The organism is Pseudomonas syringae pv. cilantro (genome assembly GCF_001293775.1).
GTDB lineage: Bacteria > Pseudomonadota > Gammaproteobacteria > Pseudomonadales > Pseudomonadaceae > Aquipseudomonas > Aquipseudomonas syringae_P.
The window spans coordinates 120,440-137,028 of the sequence record NZ_LGLN01000024.1; the positions used below are offsets into that span (position 1 = coordinate 120,440).

Annotated in this window: 14 protein-coding genes and 2 tRNA genes; 1 reads left to right on the plus strand and 15 read right to left on the minus strand. The window is 58.1% G+C overall.

Features of this window, described 5'->3' with window-relative positions:
- Positions 1 to 27: 27 nt before the first annotated feature.
- The 10 genes from nusA to rlmE form a co-directional block, all read right to left on the minus strand.
- Entirely contained in the window at positions 28 to 1,509 is a 1,482-nt protein-coding gene (nusA, locus tag ABJ99_RS04760; protein WP_007249023.1) for a transcription termination factor NusA, read from the minus strand.
- 59 nt (positions 1,510 to 1,568) lie between these two features.
- Positions 1,569 to 2,027, minus strand: coding sequence for a ribosome maturation factor RimP (gene rimP / locus ABJ99_RS04765; RefSeq protein WP_054084841.1), 459 nt, complete (start codon positions 2,025 to 2,027; stop codon positions 1,569 to 1,571).
- Positions 2,028 to 2,157: 130 nt separating this feature from the next.
- A tRNA-Met gene (locus ABJ99_RS04770) sits at positions 2,158 to 2,234 on the minus strand.
- 95 nt (positions 2,235 to 2,329) lie between these two features.
- Positions 2,330 to 2,415: transfer RNA gene (locus ABJ99_RS04775), tRNA-Leu, on the minus strand.
- Positions 2,416 to 2,461: 46 nt separating this feature from the next.
- Positions 2,462 to 2,842, minus strand: a complete 381-nt coding sequence (secG, locus tag ABJ99_RS04780; protein WP_054084819.1) for a preprotein translocase subunit SecG — start codon at positions 2,840 to 2,842, stop codon at positions 2,462 to 2,464.
- A 4-nt stretch (positions 2,843 to 2,846) separates the two neighbouring features.
- On the minus strand, positions 2,847 to 3,602 hold the full coding sequence (gene tpiA, locus ABJ99_RS04785) for a triose-phosphate isomerase (protein ID WP_054084820.1): 756 nt from the start codon (positions 3,600 to 3,602) through the stop codon (positions 2,847 to 2,849).
- A 66-nt stretch (positions 3,603 to 3,668) separates the two neighbouring features.
- Positions 3,669 to 5,012 carry a phosphoglucosamine mutase gene (gene glmM, locus ABJ99_RS04790; RefSeq protein ID WP_054084821.1) on the minus strand — a complete coding sequence of 448 codons (1,344 nt, stop codon included), beginning with the start codon at positions 5,010 to 5,012 and terminating at the stop codon, positions 3,669 to 3,671.
- 16 nt (positions 5,013 to 5,028) lie between these two features.
- Positions 5,029 to 5,880 (minus strand): dihydropteroate synthase, encoded by an 852-nt coding sequence (gene folP / locus ABJ99_RS04795; protein ID WP_054084822.1) that lies wholly within the window; start codon positions 5,878 to 5,880, stop codon positions 5,029 to 5,031.
- A gap of 8 nt (positions 5,881 to 5,888) precedes the next feature.
- Positions 5,889 to 7,793 carry an ATP-dependent zinc metalloprotease FtsH gene (gene ftsH / locus ABJ99_RS04800; RefSeq protein WP_054084823.1) on the minus strand — a complete coding sequence of 635 codons (1,905 nt, stop codon included), beginning with the start codon at positions 7,791 to 7,793 and terminating at the stop codon, positions 5,889 to 5,891.
- A gap of 193 nt (positions 7,794 to 7,986) precedes the next feature.
- On the minus strand, positions 7,987 to 8,637 hold the full coding sequence (gene rlmE / locus ABJ99_RS04805; RefSeq protein ID WP_005888982.1) for a 23S rRNA (uridine(2552)-2'-O)-methyltransferase RlmE: 651 nt from the start codon (positions 8,635 to 8,637) through the stop codon (positions 7,987 to 7,989).
- A gap of 104 nt (positions 8,638 to 8,741) precedes the next feature.
- Between rlmE and ABJ99_RS04810 the strand changes: the two genes are divergently transcribed.
- On the plus strand, positions 8,742 to 9,053 hold the full coding sequence (locus ABJ99_RS04810; protein WP_002555133.1) for a YhbY family RNA-binding protein: 312 nt from the start codon (positions 8,742 to 8,744) through the stop codon (positions 9,051 to 9,053).
- 78 nt (positions 9,054 to 9,131) lie between these two features.
- Here ABJ99_RS04810 and greA read toward each other — a convergent pair whose 3' ends face one another.
- From greA to dnaJ, 5 genes are all read right to left on the minus strand, one after another.
- Positions 9,132 to 9,608: a transcription elongation factor GreA gene (gene greA / locus ABJ99_RS04815; RefSeq protein WP_007249031.1), complete on the minus strand. Its 477-nt coding sequence runs from the start codon at positions 9,606 to 9,608 to the stop codon at positions 9,132 to 9,134.
- Positions 9,605 to 12,826 carry a carbamoyl-phosphate synthase large subunit gene (gene carB, locus ABJ99_RS04820; RefSeq protein ID WP_007249032.1) on the minus strand — a complete coding sequence of 1,074 codons (3,222 nt, stop codon included), beginning with the start codon at positions 12,824 to 12,826 and terminating at the stop codon, positions 9,605 to 9,607. The genes greA and carB overlap by 4 nt, the downstream gene beginning before the upstream one ends.
- 137 nt (positions 12,827 to 12,963) lie before the next feature.
- Positions 12,964 to 14,100, minus strand: coding sequence for a glutamine-hydrolyzing carbamoyl-phosphate synthase small subunit (gene carA, locus ABJ99_RS04825; RefSeq protein ID WP_054084824.1), 1,137 nt, complete (start codon positions 14,098 to 14,100; stop codon positions 12,964 to 12,966).
- 216 nt (positions 14,101 to 14,316) lie between these two features.
- On the minus strand, positions 14,317 to 15,120 hold the full coding sequence (gene dapB, locus ABJ99_RS04830; RefSeq protein WP_054084825.1) for a 4-hydroxy-tetrahydrodipicolinate reductase: 804 nt from the start codon (positions 15,118 to 15,120) through the stop codon (positions 14,317 to 14,319).
- Positions 15,121 to 15,141: 21 nt separating this feature from the next.
- Positions 15,142 to 16,284 (minus strand): molecular chaperone DnaJ, encoded by a 1,143-nt coding sequence (gene dnaJ / locus ABJ99_RS04835; RefSeq protein ID WP_054084826.1) that lies wholly within the window; start codon positions 16,282 to 16,284, stop codon positions 15,142 to 15,144.
- Positions 16,285 to 16,589 lie beyond the last annotated feature (305 nt).

The window sequence follows — 16,589 nt, forward strand, 5'->3', positions numbered from 1 at the left end:
GCACTTCTCTCCTCAGGCCGCTCTTACTTACTCGAACCAATGGGCTCGGGCGGCCATGATCAACTTGCCGGCACGATCATCGTCAATGCCGTCGATGTCGAGCAGATCGTCTATAGACTGCTCGGCCAGGTCTTCGCGGGTAATTACGCCGCGCACCGCCAGTTCCATCGCCAAATCCTTGTCCATACCCTCAAGCGAGAGCAGGTCTTCGGCCGGATGGGCGTCTGCCAGCTTTTCCTCTGTAGCGATGGCTTTGGTCAACAAACGATCCTTGGCACGAGCGCGAAGCTCGTTGACGATATCTTCGTCAAAGCCGTCGATGTTGAGCATTTCTTCCAACGGTACGTAGGCAATCTCTTCCAGGCTGGTAAAGCCTTCATCCACCAGCACCTGAGCCAGTTCTTCATCGACTTCGAGCTCTTCGATGAAGTTGCGCAGGATGTCACCGGTTTCAGCTTGCTGCTTGGCCTGGATGTCCGATTCGGTCATTACGTTCAGGGTCCAGCCAGTCAACTGGCTTGCCAGACGAACGTTCTGACCGCCACGACCAATCGCCTGGGCCAGGTTGTCCGCGCCAACGGCGATATCCATTGCATGCGCATCTTCATCTACGATGATTGCCGCTACTTCTGCAGGGGACATTGCATTGATCACGAACTGCGCCGGGTTATCGTCCCAGAGCACGATATCCACACGCTCGCCACCCAGCTCGCCGGAAACAGCCTGAACGCGCGAACCGCGCATGCCGATACAGGCACCTTGCGGATCGATTCGTTTGTCCTTGGAGCGAACAGCGATTTTTGCACGTGAACCCGGGTCACGAGAGGCAGCCATCACCTCGATGAGACCTTCGGCAATTTCCGGCACTTCAATGCGGAAAAGCTCGATCAGCATCTCTGGCGCAGTACGCGACAGAATCAGCTGAGGGCCACGGTTTTCAGTGCGAATTTCCTTGAGCAAAGCACGCATGCGGACACCAACACGGAAAGTCTCCCGGGAAATGATGTCTTCACGCGCCAGCAATGCCTCGGCATTGTTACCCAGGTCGACGATGACATTGTCACGCGTAACCTTTTTAACAGTACCAGAAATGATTTCACCCAGGCGCTCGCGGTAAGCGTCGACGACCTGTGCGCGCTCGGCTTCACGAACTTTCTGCACGATGACTTGCTTGGCAGTCTGTGCAGCGATACGACCAAATTCGATGGAGTCGATTTTTTCTTCGATCAGATCGCCAGCAACGGCACCCGGCTTTTTGGCCTGGGCCTGATCAACGGCCAGCTCGTAAGCCGGATCGTCCAGATCTTCGTCCTCGACAACTGTCCAGCGACGGAAAGTCTCGTAGTTGCCTGTTTGGCGGTTGATCTCTACACGGAGCTCAACTTCATCTTCAAAACGTTTTTTGGTGGCCGTGGCCAGAGCCAGCTCCAGCGCTTCAAAAATCACACTTGCCGGAACGCCCTTTTCATTGGACACCGACTCAACAACCAGCAGTACTTCTTTGCTCATCGTACGCCTCGCCTTTCGCAAGCCATTGGATCCGCGGGATCCGCAGTAACCGGCACGTCTCAGTCAAACGTGGGAATAATGTTGGCCTTGTCGATCAAGTCGATCGGCAACAGGAATTCATGGTCTTCAACCTGCACCACGACATCCTGCTCCTCCACCCCGCGGAGAAGGCCTTGAAAGTTGCGTCGACCTTCGAAAGGCGAACGCAGCTTTATTCTTACTTGTTCCCCGGCGTACAAAGCGAACTGCTCGATAGTGAACAGCGGGCGCTCCATGCCAGGAGAAGAGACTTCAAGGGTGTACTCGGTGCTGATCGGGTCTTCTACGTCCAACACACCGCTGATCTGGCGACTGACGATTGCGCAGTCGTCGACCAGAACACCACCTTCTTTATCGATATAAATGCGCAGCACCGAATGCTTGCCCTGGGAACTGAAATCGATCCCCCAGCATTGATAGCCCAGGGCCACGACCACCGGGGCCAACAAGTCCTGCAACTGTTCTAGCTTGCTCGACACCTGAACCCCCTCGTGCATGCTTTAAAAATAAAAAAATGGGCAAAAGCCCATCCCTGAAAACGCCGCTGAACATCGACGTCATGTACTGTCCAGCTAACAAAAAGCCCCTTAAAAGGGGCTCCGCCAAAACTGGTTGCGGGGGCTGGATTTGAACCAACGACCTTCGGGTTATGAGCCCGACGAGCTACCAAACTGCTCCACCCCGCGACAAAGCTGGGGCGGAAGTATACGACCGATCCATTGCTGGGTCAATCCAACATCCACCTACAAGAAAGCCCGCTAATGCGGGCTTCCTTGTTAATTGGTACCGAGAAGGGGACTCGAACCCCTACACCCATTGGGCACAACCACCTCAAGGTTGCGTGTCTACCAATTCCACCACCTCGGCATTACAACTCTTTGGCGATCTCGCAAAAACATCGCCGAATTCTTTTTTACTTTTGCTCTGAAGCTGGAGGTACGTCAGCAGGAACAACTGCTGGCTTTTGCGCTTCGAGCACCGGAACATCATCTGCCGCCGGTTTTTGCTTCACTTCCAATACCGCTGGATCTGGCAAACCTACTTGAGTCAGCTGTTGAGCTTTCTCTTTAGCAAAGTAACCTAACCCCAAGCTGGTTATGAAAAAACATGCGGCGAGTATAGCAGTAAACTTACTGAGAAAGGTAGAGGTTCCTTGACCTCCGAAGACAGTATTTGATGCACCTGCTCCGAAAGACGCACCTGCGTCGGCACCCTTACCCTGCTGCAGCAATACCAAGGCAACAACGCCCAGCGCGCCCATCAGATGAAAAACAATTACGACTGTTTCCAGCATTTTTTCAGTTTCCCGCGGCGCGACAGATCGCACCGAACTCATCTGCATTCAGGGACGCTCCACCAATGAGCCCCCCATCGATATCCGGCATGCTGAATAGCTCGACCGCATTGGCCGCCTTCACGCTGCCGCCATAGAGAAGTCGCACGCCTTGTGCGACTTCGGCATTCTCTTTCGCCAGTTGCGCACGGATGGCTGCGTGCACTTCCTGCGCCTCTTGAGGCGAAGCGGTCAGTCCGGTACCAATGGCCCAGACTGGCTCGTAGGCAATTACTGCATTAACCAGTGCATCGATGCCGAACTCGGCGATCACGCTATCAAGCTGACGCCCGACAACCTCAAGCGTTTGCCCCGCCTTGCGCTCTTCAAGCGTCTCGCCTACGCAAAGCACTGGCGTGAGACCGCTTGCCTGGATCGCCGCAAACTTCTTGTTGAGCACATCATCCTGCTCGCCTATCAACTGGCGGCGCTCGGAGTGCCCGACCAGAACCAGCTTGCAACCTGCATCGGCTAACTGACTGGATGCAACTTCACCGGTCAGTGCGCCTTGTGCGGCCTGTATGGCTGCATCCTGAGCACCTGTGATGATCGACGTCCCCTGAAGGCCTTCGACCACCTGATTGATAAACAGACTCGCAGGCATCACGACAACATCGACGTTGCCCGGCAACACTTGCTTGCCCAGCCCCTCGATCAGCTCAGCGACGCTGGCGCGGGTACCGTGCATTTTCCAGTTACCAGCTACCATTGGGCGGCGCATGCTACACCTCGTGGGTCAAAGTGGGCGCAGATGTTACCCAACACTTTCGACACTGGCAAGCCGAAATCAGGCGCAAACTTCAGCAACCAGTTTTGCGAGCTCTTCGGCATAGCCACGGACCTGCGCCTCGTCTTCACCTTCGACCATCACCCGCACCAGCGGCTCGGTGCCGGACTTGCGCAGCAGGACCCTGCCCCGCCCCCCCATCTGCTTGGTGACACGTGCACAGGCGTCCTGCACCGCCGGGTGCGAAACCGGGTCGACACTCGAACCTTCGAAACGCACGTTGATCAGGATCTGCGGACACTTGCGCAGCCTCAGGCGCGCCTCGGCCAGGCTGATGCCGCTGCGACGAAGGGCCAGTATGACCTGTAACGAAGCGATGATCGCATCACCTGTCGTGGCATGCTGGAAGCACACAATGTGCCCCGAGTTCTCGCCACCGATCTGCCAGTTGCGCTCAAGCAGCTCGGCAATGACATACCGGTCACCGACATTCGCGCGCACGAACGGAATATTCTGTTCCGCGAGGGCCAGCTCAAGGCCGAGATTGCTCATCAGCGTCCCGACCACGCCACCCTGCAAGCGACCACGCTCGTGCAGATCGCGAGCAATGATGTAGAGCAGTTCATCGCCGTCCACGACGGTGCCGGTGTGGTCGACCATCAGTACGCGGTCGCCATCGCCATCGAAGCCGATACCCATGTCAGCGCTTTGCGCGACCACTGCGGCCTGCAGCGCTTCCATGTGCGTGGAACCACAGTCCTTGTTGATGTTGAGCCCGTCAGGCTGTGCCGAAAGCACCACGACCTGGGCGCCCAGCTCACGAAAGACATTGGGCGCAACCTTGTAAGTGGCACCGTGCGCACAGTCGATAACCACCTTGAGGCCGGCAAAGTCGGTGCTGGTCGGAACACTGCTTTTGCAGAATTCGATGTATCGACCCGCCGCATCGTTGATGCGCGAGACCTTGCCGAGGTTTTCGGACTCGGCCACAGTCATCGGGGCGTCGAGCAATTCCTCGATCATCATTTCAATCTCGTCCGGCAGTTTGGTGCCCTGGCCCGAGAAGAACTTGATGCCGTTGTCGTAATGCGGGTTGTGCGACGCACTGATGACGATGCCTGCTTCGGCGTGGAAGGTGCGCGTCAGGTAAGCAATGGCGGGAGTCGGCATCGGCCCGAGCAACAGCACGTCGGCACCGGCCGCAGACAGGCCGGCCTCAAGGGCGGATTCAAACATGTAACCGGAAATACGCGTGTCCTTGCCAACGAGAATCCGGCACGCGCCCATCTTGCGAAACGCCATGCCCGCAGCCCAACCCAGCTTGAGCATGAACTCGGGAGTGATCGGGAACTGCCCTACACGACCACGAATGCCGTCGGTTCCGAAATATTTTCTGGTACTCATGGATGCCCCACTCTTGTTATTCAGCTGCTTCGACAGCTGCGATCATGCGCACCACGTCAGCCGTTTCGGCGACATCGTGCACACGTAGAATTTTTGCCCCTTTGGTCATCGCCAAAGCAGCGAGCGCCAGCCCACCAAAGAGGCGCTGGTCGACCGGGCGATTCAACACCGCGCCGATCATGCTCTTGCGCGACACCCCCACCAGCAGTGGCTGACCCAGCGCATGCAGCGCGTCCAGGTGGCGGAACAGGCTCAGATTGTGCGCCAGAGTCTTGGCGAAACCAAAACCCGGATCGAGGATTATCTGGTGCCGGGCAATGCCGGCGGCCATACATTGCTGCATGCGCTCAAGCAGGAAGGCACTGACCTCCCCCACCAGATCCTGATAATGCGGATCATCCTGCATGGCGCCTGGCTCACCCAGCATATGCATGAGACAAACCGGCAAGCCGGTGCTTGCAACTGCCTCAAGCGCACCAGGGCGCTGCAGTGAGCGCACGTCGTTGATGAGCCCCGCGCCGAGCGCAGCCGTCTCCAGCATTACCTCAGGCGTGGAGGTATCAACCGAGATGATAACGTCGAGCTCACGCGCAATTATCTCGACGATGGGTGCGACTCGCTCGACCTCTTCCTGGGCAGACACTGGACGCGCGCCTGGACGCGTGGACTCGCCACCGACATCGATCAGCGTCGCCCCCGCCCGCACCATCGACTCGGCATGCCGCAACGCCTCATCGAGCTGACTGTAGCGACCACCGTCCGAAAATGAGTCAGGGGTTGCATTGAGGATACCCATAACGTGCGTATGGGCCAAATCAAGAACCCGGTTGCCGCAAGGCAACCGGGTCGGGTACAGCGCAGAAGTCATGTCAGACCTTAATGCTCAGCAGCAGGACCGCCGATTGGCGTTTCCGGACGAGGGTCAGGTGTGATCGGCGTACCATTGGTGCCCGAACCACCGTCCCAGTCACGCGGCTCACGTGGCGGACGCCCCGTCATGATGTCGTCGATCTGATCGGCATCGATGGTTTCGTACTTCATCAGTGCGTCAGCCATCGCTTCAAGCTTGTCACGGTTGTCCGTCAACAGTTGCTTGGCGGTGCCGTAGCAGTGATCGATGATGCTGCGTACTTCCGAGTCGATCAGCTTGGCGGTGTCGCCGGAAACACTGGAGTTCTGGCTGCCGCCGCGACCCAGGTAACCTCCATCTTCGTCTTCGGAATACATCAATGGGCCAAGCTTTTCAGACAAGCCCCACTTGGTCACCATGTTTCGGGCAATCTGACTGGCACGCATGATGTCGTTGGAGGCACCCGTCGTAACGCCATCAAAGCCCAGGGTCATTTCCTCAGCGATACGACCGCCGTACAACGAGCAGATCTGGCTGATCAGCGCACGCTTGGACAGGCTGTAACGGTCTTCTTCCGGCAGGAACATGGTCACACCCAGGGCGCGACCGCGAGGAATGATCGACACCTTGTAGACCGGATCATGCTCGGGCACCAGACGACCGACGATGGCGTGACCCGCCTCGTGGTAAGCCGTGTTGCGTTTTTCCTTGTCGGACATGACCATCGATTTGCGCTCGGCGCCCATCATGATCTTGTCTTTGGCCAGTTCGAACTCTTTCATCTCGACGACGCGCTTGCCGGAGCGAGCAGCGAACAGCGACGCTTCGTTGACCAGGTTGGCCAGATCAGCACCGGAGAAGCCCGGCGTACCGCGAGCGATAACGCCCGGGTTGACGTCTTCACCCATTGGCACTTTGCGCATGTGAACCTTGAGAATCTGCTCACGACCACGGATGTCCGGCAGGCCTACTACCACCTGACGGTCGAAACGACCCGGGCGCAGCAACGCAGGGTCCAGAACGTCCGGGCGGTTGGTCGCAGCGATGACGATGATGCCGTCATTCATTTCGAAACCATCCATCTCGACCAGCAACTGGTTCAGAGTCTGCTCGCGCTCATCGTGACCACCGCCCATGCCAGCGCCGCGATGGCGACCTACCGCATCGATTTCGTCGATGAAGATGATGCACGGCGCGTGTTTTTTGGCCTGTTCGAACATGTCACGGACGCGGCTTGCACCAACACCCACGAACATTTCGACAAAGTCGGAACCGGAGATGGTGAAGAACGGCACTTTCGCTTCGCCGGCAATGGCTTTGGCGATCAGCGTCTTGCCCGTACCCGGAGGGCCGACCATCAACACGCCGCGAGGAATCCGGCCACCCAGGCGCTGAAACTTGCCCGGATCGCGCAGGAACTCGACCAGCTCGCCAACTTCTTCCTTGGCCTCGTCACACCCGGCGACGTCTGCCAGGGTCGTCTTGACCTGATCTTCGGACAGCAGACGCGCCTTGCTCTTGCCAAAGCTCATCGGGCCACCTTTGCCGCCCGCCCCGCCCTGCATTTGACGCATGAAGAACATGAAGACCGCGATGATCACCAGAATCGGGAAGCTGGCCACCAGCAACTGGGTCCAGATGCTCTGCTGCTCAGGCTGCTTGCCTTCGATCACGACGTTATTGCTGACCAGATCGCCGATCAGACCGTTGTCCGGGATGTTCGGGCGGATGGTCTTGAAGGTGTCGCCGTCGCTGCGCTTGCCTGTGATGACGTAGCCGTCAACAGAAACCTTCTCGACCTTGCCATCCTTCACTTGCTGGATGAACTCGGAATAGTTGAGGTTCTGCGGCTCGTTCGGGCTGGAGAAGTTGTTCATCACCGTCACCAGGACAGCCGCGATGATCAACCACAGGATCAAATTCTTTGCCATATCGTTCAATTAGCTACCCTCTGAAGCAAGCTCCACGCAGCAAGCGTGCCTCGCATGATATTCACCGGCCTAACTTACTACAGAACCTACAGATGCGGCAGACACCGTCTGTAACCCTTTGTGAAACTTTGACACCATAATGTTCGTTCATGCTGCATCGGCAACGCTATTTGAAAAAAGCTATCGCGCCTTATCAAAAACGCTCGATGCTGGCCGCACCGTCGATTCCGCGAAAGCCACGCGCCAGCAGGTATTGCTCACGCGAACGGTCGCGCGACGACGAAGGCTTGCGCATCTGCACCTTGTCGAACAGCTTGCGAATATCCTTGTGGTAGACATCGAAGCCTTCACCCTGGAAGACCTTGATCAGAAAATCGCCACCGGGACGCAGTACCCGACCGGCAAGATCGAGCGCCAATTCACAGAGAAACATTGCACGCGGCATGTCTACAGCGCTCAATCCACTCATATTGGGGGCCATATCGGAAATCACAAGGTCTACCTGTGTATTACCGACCGCTTCCAGGATTTGCTCCAGAATGGCATCTTCGGTGAAATCGCCTTGAATGAAGGTCACGTCAGGGATGCTGTCCATCTCGAGGATGTCAGAAGCGATCAGACGCCCTTGACCGCCAATCAGACGACTGGTCACCTGCGACCAGCCGCCTGGCGCAGCGCCAAGGTCGATCACGGTCATGCCCGGACGGATAATCTTGTCCTTCTCCTGGATCTCGAGAAGCTTGTAGCTGGCACGTGAACGGTAGCCGTCCTTCTGTGCCATTTTGACGTACTTGTCGTCGAAGTGTTCTTTGAGCCAGTTATGGCTTGTCTTGGAACGGGCCACAGGGCACCTCAAAAATAAACGAGTCGTGATTAACTGGGCGGTCCCGGACTCGCTCGGGTAAACTGGCCGCCGCTTTTTAAAAGATCAGAAGCAGAGGTCAGATTATGCCGCTCACTCCAGAGCAGAAGAAACAGTACAAGTCCATTGGCCACCATCTGAAACCGGTATTGATCGTGGCGGACAATGGTTTGACTGAAGGTGTGCTTGCAGAACTTGAACGCGCATTGAGCGATCACGAACTGATCAAGATCAAGCTCAATATCCTTGACCGCGAAAGCCGTCTGGGTGCAGTTGCAGAATTGTGCAAGGCTGGCTCAGCCGACCTTGTACAGGTCATCGGCAAAATGGCGTTGATCTATCGCAAGAATCCAAAGGTAAACAAGCAACTGTCCAACGTCCACCGCGCACACGGATAAAAGCACACGTCAGGGGCGCTTCGCGCGTGCCCTGACGCGTTTTACCGCTGAAAGCGCCCGCCTTAGCGGGCACTCGCATCAGATATGACGCACTTCGATGATTTCGTATTCGATGACGCCACTCGGCGTTTTCACCACAACGACGTCACCTTCTTCCTTGGCAATCAAGGCGCGAGCAATGGGCGAACCCACTGAAATCTTGCCCTTCTTGATATCCGCCTCGTCCTCACCCACGATCTGATAGGTAACGCGCTCGTCGGTTTCGACGTTGGCGATCTCGACCGTTGTACCAAAAATCACCTTTCCGGTCGGCTCGATGGTGGTGACATCGATCACCACGGCGTTCTGCATACGGCCTTCGATATCACGAATGCGCGCTTCGACCATGCCCTGCTGCTCGCGGGCAGCGTGGTATTCGGCGTTTTCCTTGAGGTCGCCCAGTTCGCGCGCAGTACCGATGTCCTGGCTCAACTTGGGACGCACGACCTTGGTCAGGTGTGCCAGCTCTTCTTCCAGGGCACGAGCGCCCTGGACTGTCATAGGGTATTTGATCATGCCTTCAATCCTGCATGGAGATCCTGCAAGCGACGCACGGTCTTCTCTGGACCGAACTTGAGCGCTTCACAAATCGCTTCGCCTGCTGCAATGGTAGTGGTGCAGTAAATCTTGTGCTGCAAGGCATTGCGACGGATGGAGTAAGAATCCGCGATCGACTGGCGACCTTCGGTGGTGTTGATGATCAGGGTGACTTCGTCATTCTTGATCATGTCGACCACATGCGGACGACCTTCGGTCACCTTGTTGACGCGACGCACTTTCAGGCCGGCCGCTTCGATCAGCTTGGCAGTGCCTGCGGTCGCGACAATCTGGAAGCCCAGGTCGATCAGGTCGCGAGCAACGCCCGCCACCAGTGGCTTGTCATCGTCACGTACGCTGATGAACGCAGTACCGCCGGTCGGCAGCACTTCGCTGGCGCCCATCTGGGCTTTGGCGAACGCCTCACCGAAGGTATCGCCCACACCCATCACTTCGCCGGTCGACTTCATTTCCGGGCCAAGGATCGGGTCAACGCCAGGGAATTTGGCGAACGGGAACACCGCTTCTTTCACACTGTAGAAATTCGGGATGATTTCCTTGGTGAAGTTCAGCTCTTTCAGGGTTTTGCCGGCCATCACGCGCGCAGCGATCATGGCCAGGGAAACACCGATGCACTTGGATACGAACGGTACGGTACGCGAGGCACGCGGGTTCACTTCGATGACGTAGATGTCTTCACCCTGAAGCGCCAACTGCACGTTCATCAGGCCGACGACGCCCAGCTCCAGAGCCATTTTCTTGACCTGTTCGCGCATCTCGTCCTGGATATGCGCCGGCAGCGAATACGGCGGCAGCGAGCATGCGGAGTCACCGGAGTGGACGCCCGCCTGTTCGATGTGCTGCATGATCGCGCCGATCACCACGTCAGTACCGTCGCAGACCGCATCGACGTCCATTTCGATGGCGCAGTTTAGGAAGTGATCCAGCAGCACCGGACTGTCGTTAGAGACCTGAACCGCTTCACGCAGGTAACGTTTGAGTTCGTCTTCCTGATAGACGATCTCCATCGCACGACCGCCCAATACGTAGGACGGGCGCACCACCAGCGGATAACCGATCTTCGCAGCAGCTCGAATCGCTTCGTCTTCGCTGCGCACGGTGGCGTTGGGCGGCTGACGCAGGTTCAGACGCTCGACCATGTGCTGGAAGCGCTCGCGGTCTTCTGCACGGTCAATGGCATCAGGGCTGGTGCCGATAATCGGCACACCGGCGGCTTCAAGGGCACGCGCCAGTTTCAGCGGCGTCTGGCCGCCGTACTGGACGATCACGCCTTTCGGCTTCTCGACGCGCACGATTTCCAGCACGTCTTCCAGCGTTACAGGCTCGAAGTACAAACGGTCAGAGGTGTCGTAGTCGGTGGAAACGGTTTCCGGGTTGCAGTTGACCATGATGGTCTCGTAACCGTCTTCACGCAGCGCCAGTGCAGCATGTACGCAGCAGTAGTCGAACTCGATACCCTGGCCGATACGGTTCGGGCCACCGCCGAGGATCATGATCTTGTCGCGCGTCGAAGGGTTGGCTTCGCACTCTTCCTCGTAGGTCGAATACAGATACGCTGTGTCGGTTGCGAATTCGGCGGCGCAGGTGTCGACGCGCTTGTAGACCGGGAACACTTCCAGCTTGTGACGATGCGTGCGCAGATTCTTCTCGGTCACGCCCAGCAGCTTGGCCAGACGCGCATCGGAGAAGCCCTTGCGCTTGAGACGGAACATCAGGTCGCGATCGATCGCCGACAGACCCAAGGTCTTGACCTTCTCTTCGTCCTTGACCAGATCTTCGATCTGCACCAGGAACCAGGGATCGATCATGTTCATCGCGAAAATGTCTTCAACCGACATACCCGCGCGGAATGCGTCAGCGACGTACCAGATACGCTCGGCACCCGGCACGGTCAGCTCACGCTTGAGTGTGCTCATGCTGTCCGGGTGGCTCAGGTCGAGCTTCGGATCAAGACCGCAAACCCCGACTTCCAGACCGCGCAGGGCTTTCTGCAACGATTCCTGGAACGTGCGGCCGATGGCCATGACTTCACCGACAGACTTCATCTGCGTGGTCAGGCGAGCATCGGCTTTGGAGAATTTCTCGAAAGCGAAGCGCGGCAGCTTGGTAACGACGTAGTCGATGGACGGCTCGAAAGACGCCGGGGTCTTGCCGCCAGTGATCTCGTTGGACAGTTCGTCGAGGGTGTAACCGACGGCCAGCTTGGCAGCGACCCGGGCAATCGGAAAGCCGGTGGCCTTGGAAGCCAGTGCCGAGGAACGCGACACGCGCGGGTTCATCTCGATCACGACCATACGACCGGTGTCCGGGCAGATGCCGAACTGAACGTTCGACCCACCGGTTTCAACGCCGATCTCGCGCAGTACTGCCAGCGAGGCGTTACGCAGGATCTGGTATTCCTTGTCGGTCAGGGTCTGCGCCGGCGCAACCGTGATCGAGTCACCGGTGTGCACGCCCATCGGGTCGAAGTTTTCGATGGAGCAGACGATGATGCAGTTGTCCTTTTTATCGCGGACAACTTCCATTTCGTATTCTTTCCAGCCGATCAGCGATTCGTCGATCAGCAGTTCCTTGGTCGGCGACAGGTCCAGACCACGAGCGCAGATTTCTTCAAACTCTTCACGGTTGTACGCAATACCGCCACCGGTGCCGCCCATGGTGAACGAAGGGCGAATGATGCACGGGAAGCCGAGCTTCTCGAGAACCGCATTGGCCTCTTCCATGCTGTGCGCGATGCCGGAGCGCGGGCAGGCAAGGCCGATGGACTTCATGGCCTTGTCGAAACGCGAGCGGTCTTCGGCCTTGTCGATGGTGTCGGCGTTGGCACCGATCATCTCGACGCCGAACTTCTCCAGAACGCCTTCGCGCTCCAGATCCAGTGCGCAGTTCAGCGCAGTCTGGCCGCCCATGGTCGGCAGCAAGGCATCCGGACGCTCTTTTTCGATGATCTTGGCAACGGTCTGCCACTTGATCGGCTCGATGTACGTGGCGTCGGCCATGGCCGGGTCGGTCATGATGGTGGCCGGGTTGGAGTTCACCAGAATGACGCGGTAGCCCTCTTCGCGCAGGGCCTTGCAGGCCTGGGCTCCGGAGTAGTCGAATTCACAGGCCTGGCCGATCACGATGGGGCCGGCGCCGAGAATCAGGATGCTTTTTATGTCTGTACGTTTTGGCATGGGTGGTCACTCAAATCCGCAGGTTCAGTCGGCAAGCCGTCTTGAACGTTTATCTGAGGTGGCCTGGGCGGCAGCGACCGGACACTGGGTCCGGGGCCGCCCTGGGCACCTGCGTATTACAGTCTCAAGGCAACCGGTCAGCGGCGCTTGGCCATGGCGTCGATAAAGCGATCGAACAGAGGCGAAACATCATTCGGGCCCGGGCTCGCCTCAGGGTGACCCTGGAAGCTGAACGCGCTCTTGTCGGTCAGCTCGATACCCTGCAGGGTGCCGTCGAACAGCGACTTGTGGATGGCGCGAACGTTGCCCGGCAGAGTCGCTTCATCCACCGCAAAACCGTGGTTCTGGCTGGTGATCATGACAACGCCGGTGTCCAGATCCTGAACGGGGTGGTTTGCGCCGTGGTGACCATGACCCATTTTCACGGTTTTGGCCCCCGCAGCCAGCGCGAGGAGCTGGTGACCGAGGCAGATGCCGAACACCGGCACTTCAGTTTCCAGCACTTCTTTGATCGCCTTTATGGCGTAGTCGCACGGCTCTGGGTCGCCCGGGCCGTTAGACAGGAAAACGCCATCCGGCTTGTAGGCAAGCACCTCATTGGCAGGCGTTTGCGCAGGCACGACAGTCACCCGGCAACCGCGCTCGACCAGCATGCGCAGGATGTTGACCTTGACGCCGTAATCGTAAGCAACAACGTGATACGGCAGCTCGGACGCGGCAATTTCAGGATGGCTGTCGGTTTTCAGGTTCCACACGCTGTGACGCCACTCGTAAGTGTCTTTGGTGCTGACTTCCTTGGCCAGATCCATGCCCTTGAGGCCCGGAAAGCCGCGAGCAGCGGCGATGGCTGCCTCTTCGGAAATGTTGTCGCCGGCCATGATGCAGCCGTTCTGGGCGCCTTTCTCACGCAGGATGCGGGTCAGGCGACGCGTGTCGATGCCGGCGATGGCAACGACTTTGTTGGCTTTCAGGTAATCACCGAGGGACAGCTTGTTACGCCAGTTGCTGGCGACCAGTGGCAGGTCACGGATGACCAGGCCGGCGGACCAGACGCGATCCGACTCGGCGTCTTCAGGCGTAGTACCGGTGTTGCCGATATGCGGGTAAGTCAGAGTAACGATCTGCTGGGCGTAGGAAGGATCGGTAAGAATTTCCTGATAGCCTGTCATTGCGGTGTTGAACACCACCTCACCAACGGTCTGACCGTCGGCTCCAATGGCTTCGCCGCGAAAAATGCTGCCATCAGCAAGGGCGAGTATGGCTGGCTTAGTCAAGAAGACCTCCCGTAAATAAAACCTGAAAGGGCGATCGCAGGCTGCAAAAAAGCGGAATGACGTAGTTACGTCACCCCGCTTTCTTATGGAATCATCTGCGCGCTTCTAGTGGACACACTAAAGCTGTAGCTTACAGAAAAGGCCCATTTTGGTCTACCACCAATGAGCCTGAAAAGCGGGAAAATGCGACAGGGCCATGAAAGACCCTGTATGACATCAATGCAGACCCAGTACATCCTGCATGTCGTAGAGCCCGGGCGCCTTGCCGTCGAGCCACATTGCAGCGCGGACCGCACCTTTGGCGAAGGTCATTCGACTGGACGCCTTGTGAGTGATCTCGACCCGCTCACCATCCGCAGCAAACAGCACGGTATGGTCACCGACCACGTCGCCCGCACGAATGGTCGCGAAGCCGATGGTCTGGCGATCACGCGCGCCGGTCTGGCCTTCACGACCATAAACGGCGACCTTCTCCAGATCACGACCCAACGCATTGGCGACCACTTCGCCCATGCGCAAGGCGGTTCCGGACGGCGCATCAACCTTGTGCCGGTGGTGCGCCTCGATGATTTCGATATCGACCTCATCACCCAGAACGCGCGCCGCCGTGTCGAGCAGCTTCAAACAGAGGTTCACACCAACGCTGAAATTGGCGGCAAACACGATCGGGATGTCTTTGCCCGCCTCAGCCAGCCGCTGCTTTTCTTCTGCACTGAAACCTGTGGTGCCGATAATCATGGCCTTGCCTGCCTTGCGGCAGAACGCCAGATTTTTCAGGGTCACTGACGGGTGAGTGAAGTCGATCAGCACATCGAACTCATCCGCCACTTTTGCCAGATCACCCGACAACGGCACACCGATACGGCCCAATGCCGCCAACTCACCCGCATCGGCCCCGACCAGCGTGCTGTCGGGGCGATCGACAGCAGCGGTCAGCCCGGCGCCCGGCGCCAGCTGAACCGCTTCGATCAAGGTTTTGCCCATGCGCCCGGCGGCGCCTACTACAGCAATACGTCGCATGCCTTGCTCCCGTTGATAGCCTTACAGATCGCCGAAGAAACGCTTCACACCCTCGAACCAGCCACTGGCTTTGGGAGAATGAGATTCGTCGTCCTCAAGCGATGTGCGGAACTCTTCAAGCAGTTCACGCTGACGCTTGCTCAGATTGACCGGTGTCTCGACCGCAACGCGGCACATCAAATCGCCAGCACCACCGCCACGCACCGGAGCCACGCCCTTGCCACGCAAGCGGAACTGCTTGCCGGTCTGGGTACCCTCTGGAATTTTCAGTTTGACGCGACCATCGAGCGTCGGCACTTCGAGCTCGCCGCCCAGCGCTGCATCGGTAAAGCTGATCGGCACTTCGCAATAAAGATGCTTGCCGTCACGCTGAAAGATGGCGTGTTCACGGACATTGATCACGACATACAAATCGCCGGTCGGCCCGCCCTGAACACCCGCCTCACCTTCGCCCGACAGGCGAATGCGGTCACCGGTATCAACACCTGGCGGCACTTTGACGGCGAGCGTCTTGTACTCTTCGACACGGCCTTCGCCATGGCACGAATCGCACGGATCGGAAATGATCTTGCCCTGACCATGGCAACGCGGGCAGGTTTGCTGCACAGAGAAGAAACCCTGCTGCATACGTACCTGACCGATACCGCCACACGTCGGGCACGTCACCGGAGACGAGCCTTTCTTCGCGCCGCTGCCGTCGCAAGGTTTGCAGTTGACCAGCGTCGGAACACGGATATTCACGGATGTGCCGCGAACCGCTTCTTCCAGATTCAGCTCCAGCGTGTAGCGCAGATCGCTGCCGCGCTGAGCGCCGCCACGACCACCGCCGCCACCACCGCGGCCACCACCAAAGAAGTCGCTGAATACGTCACCGAAGATATCGGAGAAGTTGGCACCACCGGCACCGCCGCCAAAACCACCGCCGCCACCCATGCTCGGGTCGACACCGGCGTGGCCGTACTGATCGTACGCAGCGCGTTTGCTGGCGTCAGACAGTACTTCGTAGGCCTCATTGGCCTCTTTGAACAACTCTTCAGACTCTTTGTCATCAGGGTTACGGTCGGGGTGATGCTTCATCGCCAGACGACGGTAGGCCTTTTTCAGGTCCGCCTCGCTGGAGCCTCGCTCCACGCCCAATACTTCGTAGTAATCACGCTTAGCCATAATTCTTCCGCACTCTTGAGGACGTTCGGCGCGCTCTCCTGAGCCTTGCCAAACTCGTTGAGCCCCCTACAGGCCCGGACCCAACTCACGTCGATTCAACGATCCTGGTCTTCGTTCAACAGCCAGATCTGACTGACCGAGAAAGCGGCAGAATGATTCGCCACGCAGGAGCGTCGCGATCTTGCCACGTGGCTTGCGGAGCGAATCCGCACGCCGGAATTTTTGCTTGTTCCAGACACGCCAACGCGGGAGCAAGCTCCCGCGCGGCGACATCCTACCAGCCACCGCTCGAGAGAGGTCAACCG

Excerpts from the sequence above, each read along its gene's own strand:
- dapB (WP_054084825.1), bottom strand. The coding sequence starts at position 15,120 with ATGCGACGTATTGCTGTAGTAGGCGCCGCCGGGCGCATGGGCAAAACC.
- glmM (WP_054084821.1), bottom strand. The coding sequence starts at position 5,012 with ATGAGTACCAGAAAATATTTCGGAACCGACGGCATTCGTGGTCGTGTA.
- nusA (WP_007249023.1), bottom strand. The coding sequence starts at position 1,509 with ATGAGCAAAGAAGTACTGCTGGTTGTTGAGTCGGTGTCCAATGAAAAG.
- ftsH (WP_054084823.1), bottom strand. The coding sequence starts at position 7,793 with ATGGCAAAGAATTTGATCCTGTGGTTGATCATCGCGGCTGTCCTGGTG.
- secG (WP_054084819.1), bottom strand. The coding sequence starts at position 2,842 with ATGCTGGAAACAGTCGTAATTGTTTTTCATCTGATGGGCGCGCTGGGC.
- greA (WP_007249031.1), bottom strand. The coding sequence starts at position 9,608 with ATGATCAAATACCCTATGACAGTCCAGGGCGCTCGTGCCCTGGAAGAA.
- carB (WP_007249032.1), bottom strand. The coding sequence starts at position 12,826 with ATGCCAAAACGTACAGACATAAAAAGCATCCTGATTCTCGGCGCCGGC.
- dnaJ (WP_054084826.1), bottom strand. The coding sequence starts at position 16,284 with ATGGCTAAGCGTGATTACTACGAAGTATTGGGCGTGGAGCGAGGCTCC.
- folP (WP_054084822.1), bottom strand. The coding sequence starts at position 5,880 with ATGACTTCTGCGCTGTACCCGACCCGGTTGCCTTGCGGCAACCGGGTT.
- ABJ99_RS04810 (WP_002555133.1), top strand. The coding sequence starts at position 8,742 with ATGCCGCTCACTCCAGAGCAGAAGAAACAGTACAAGTCCATTGGCCAC.
- tpiA (WP_054084820.1), bottom strand. The coding sequence starts at position 3,602 with ATGCGCCGCCCAATGGTAGCTGGTAACTGGAAAATGCACGGTACCCGC.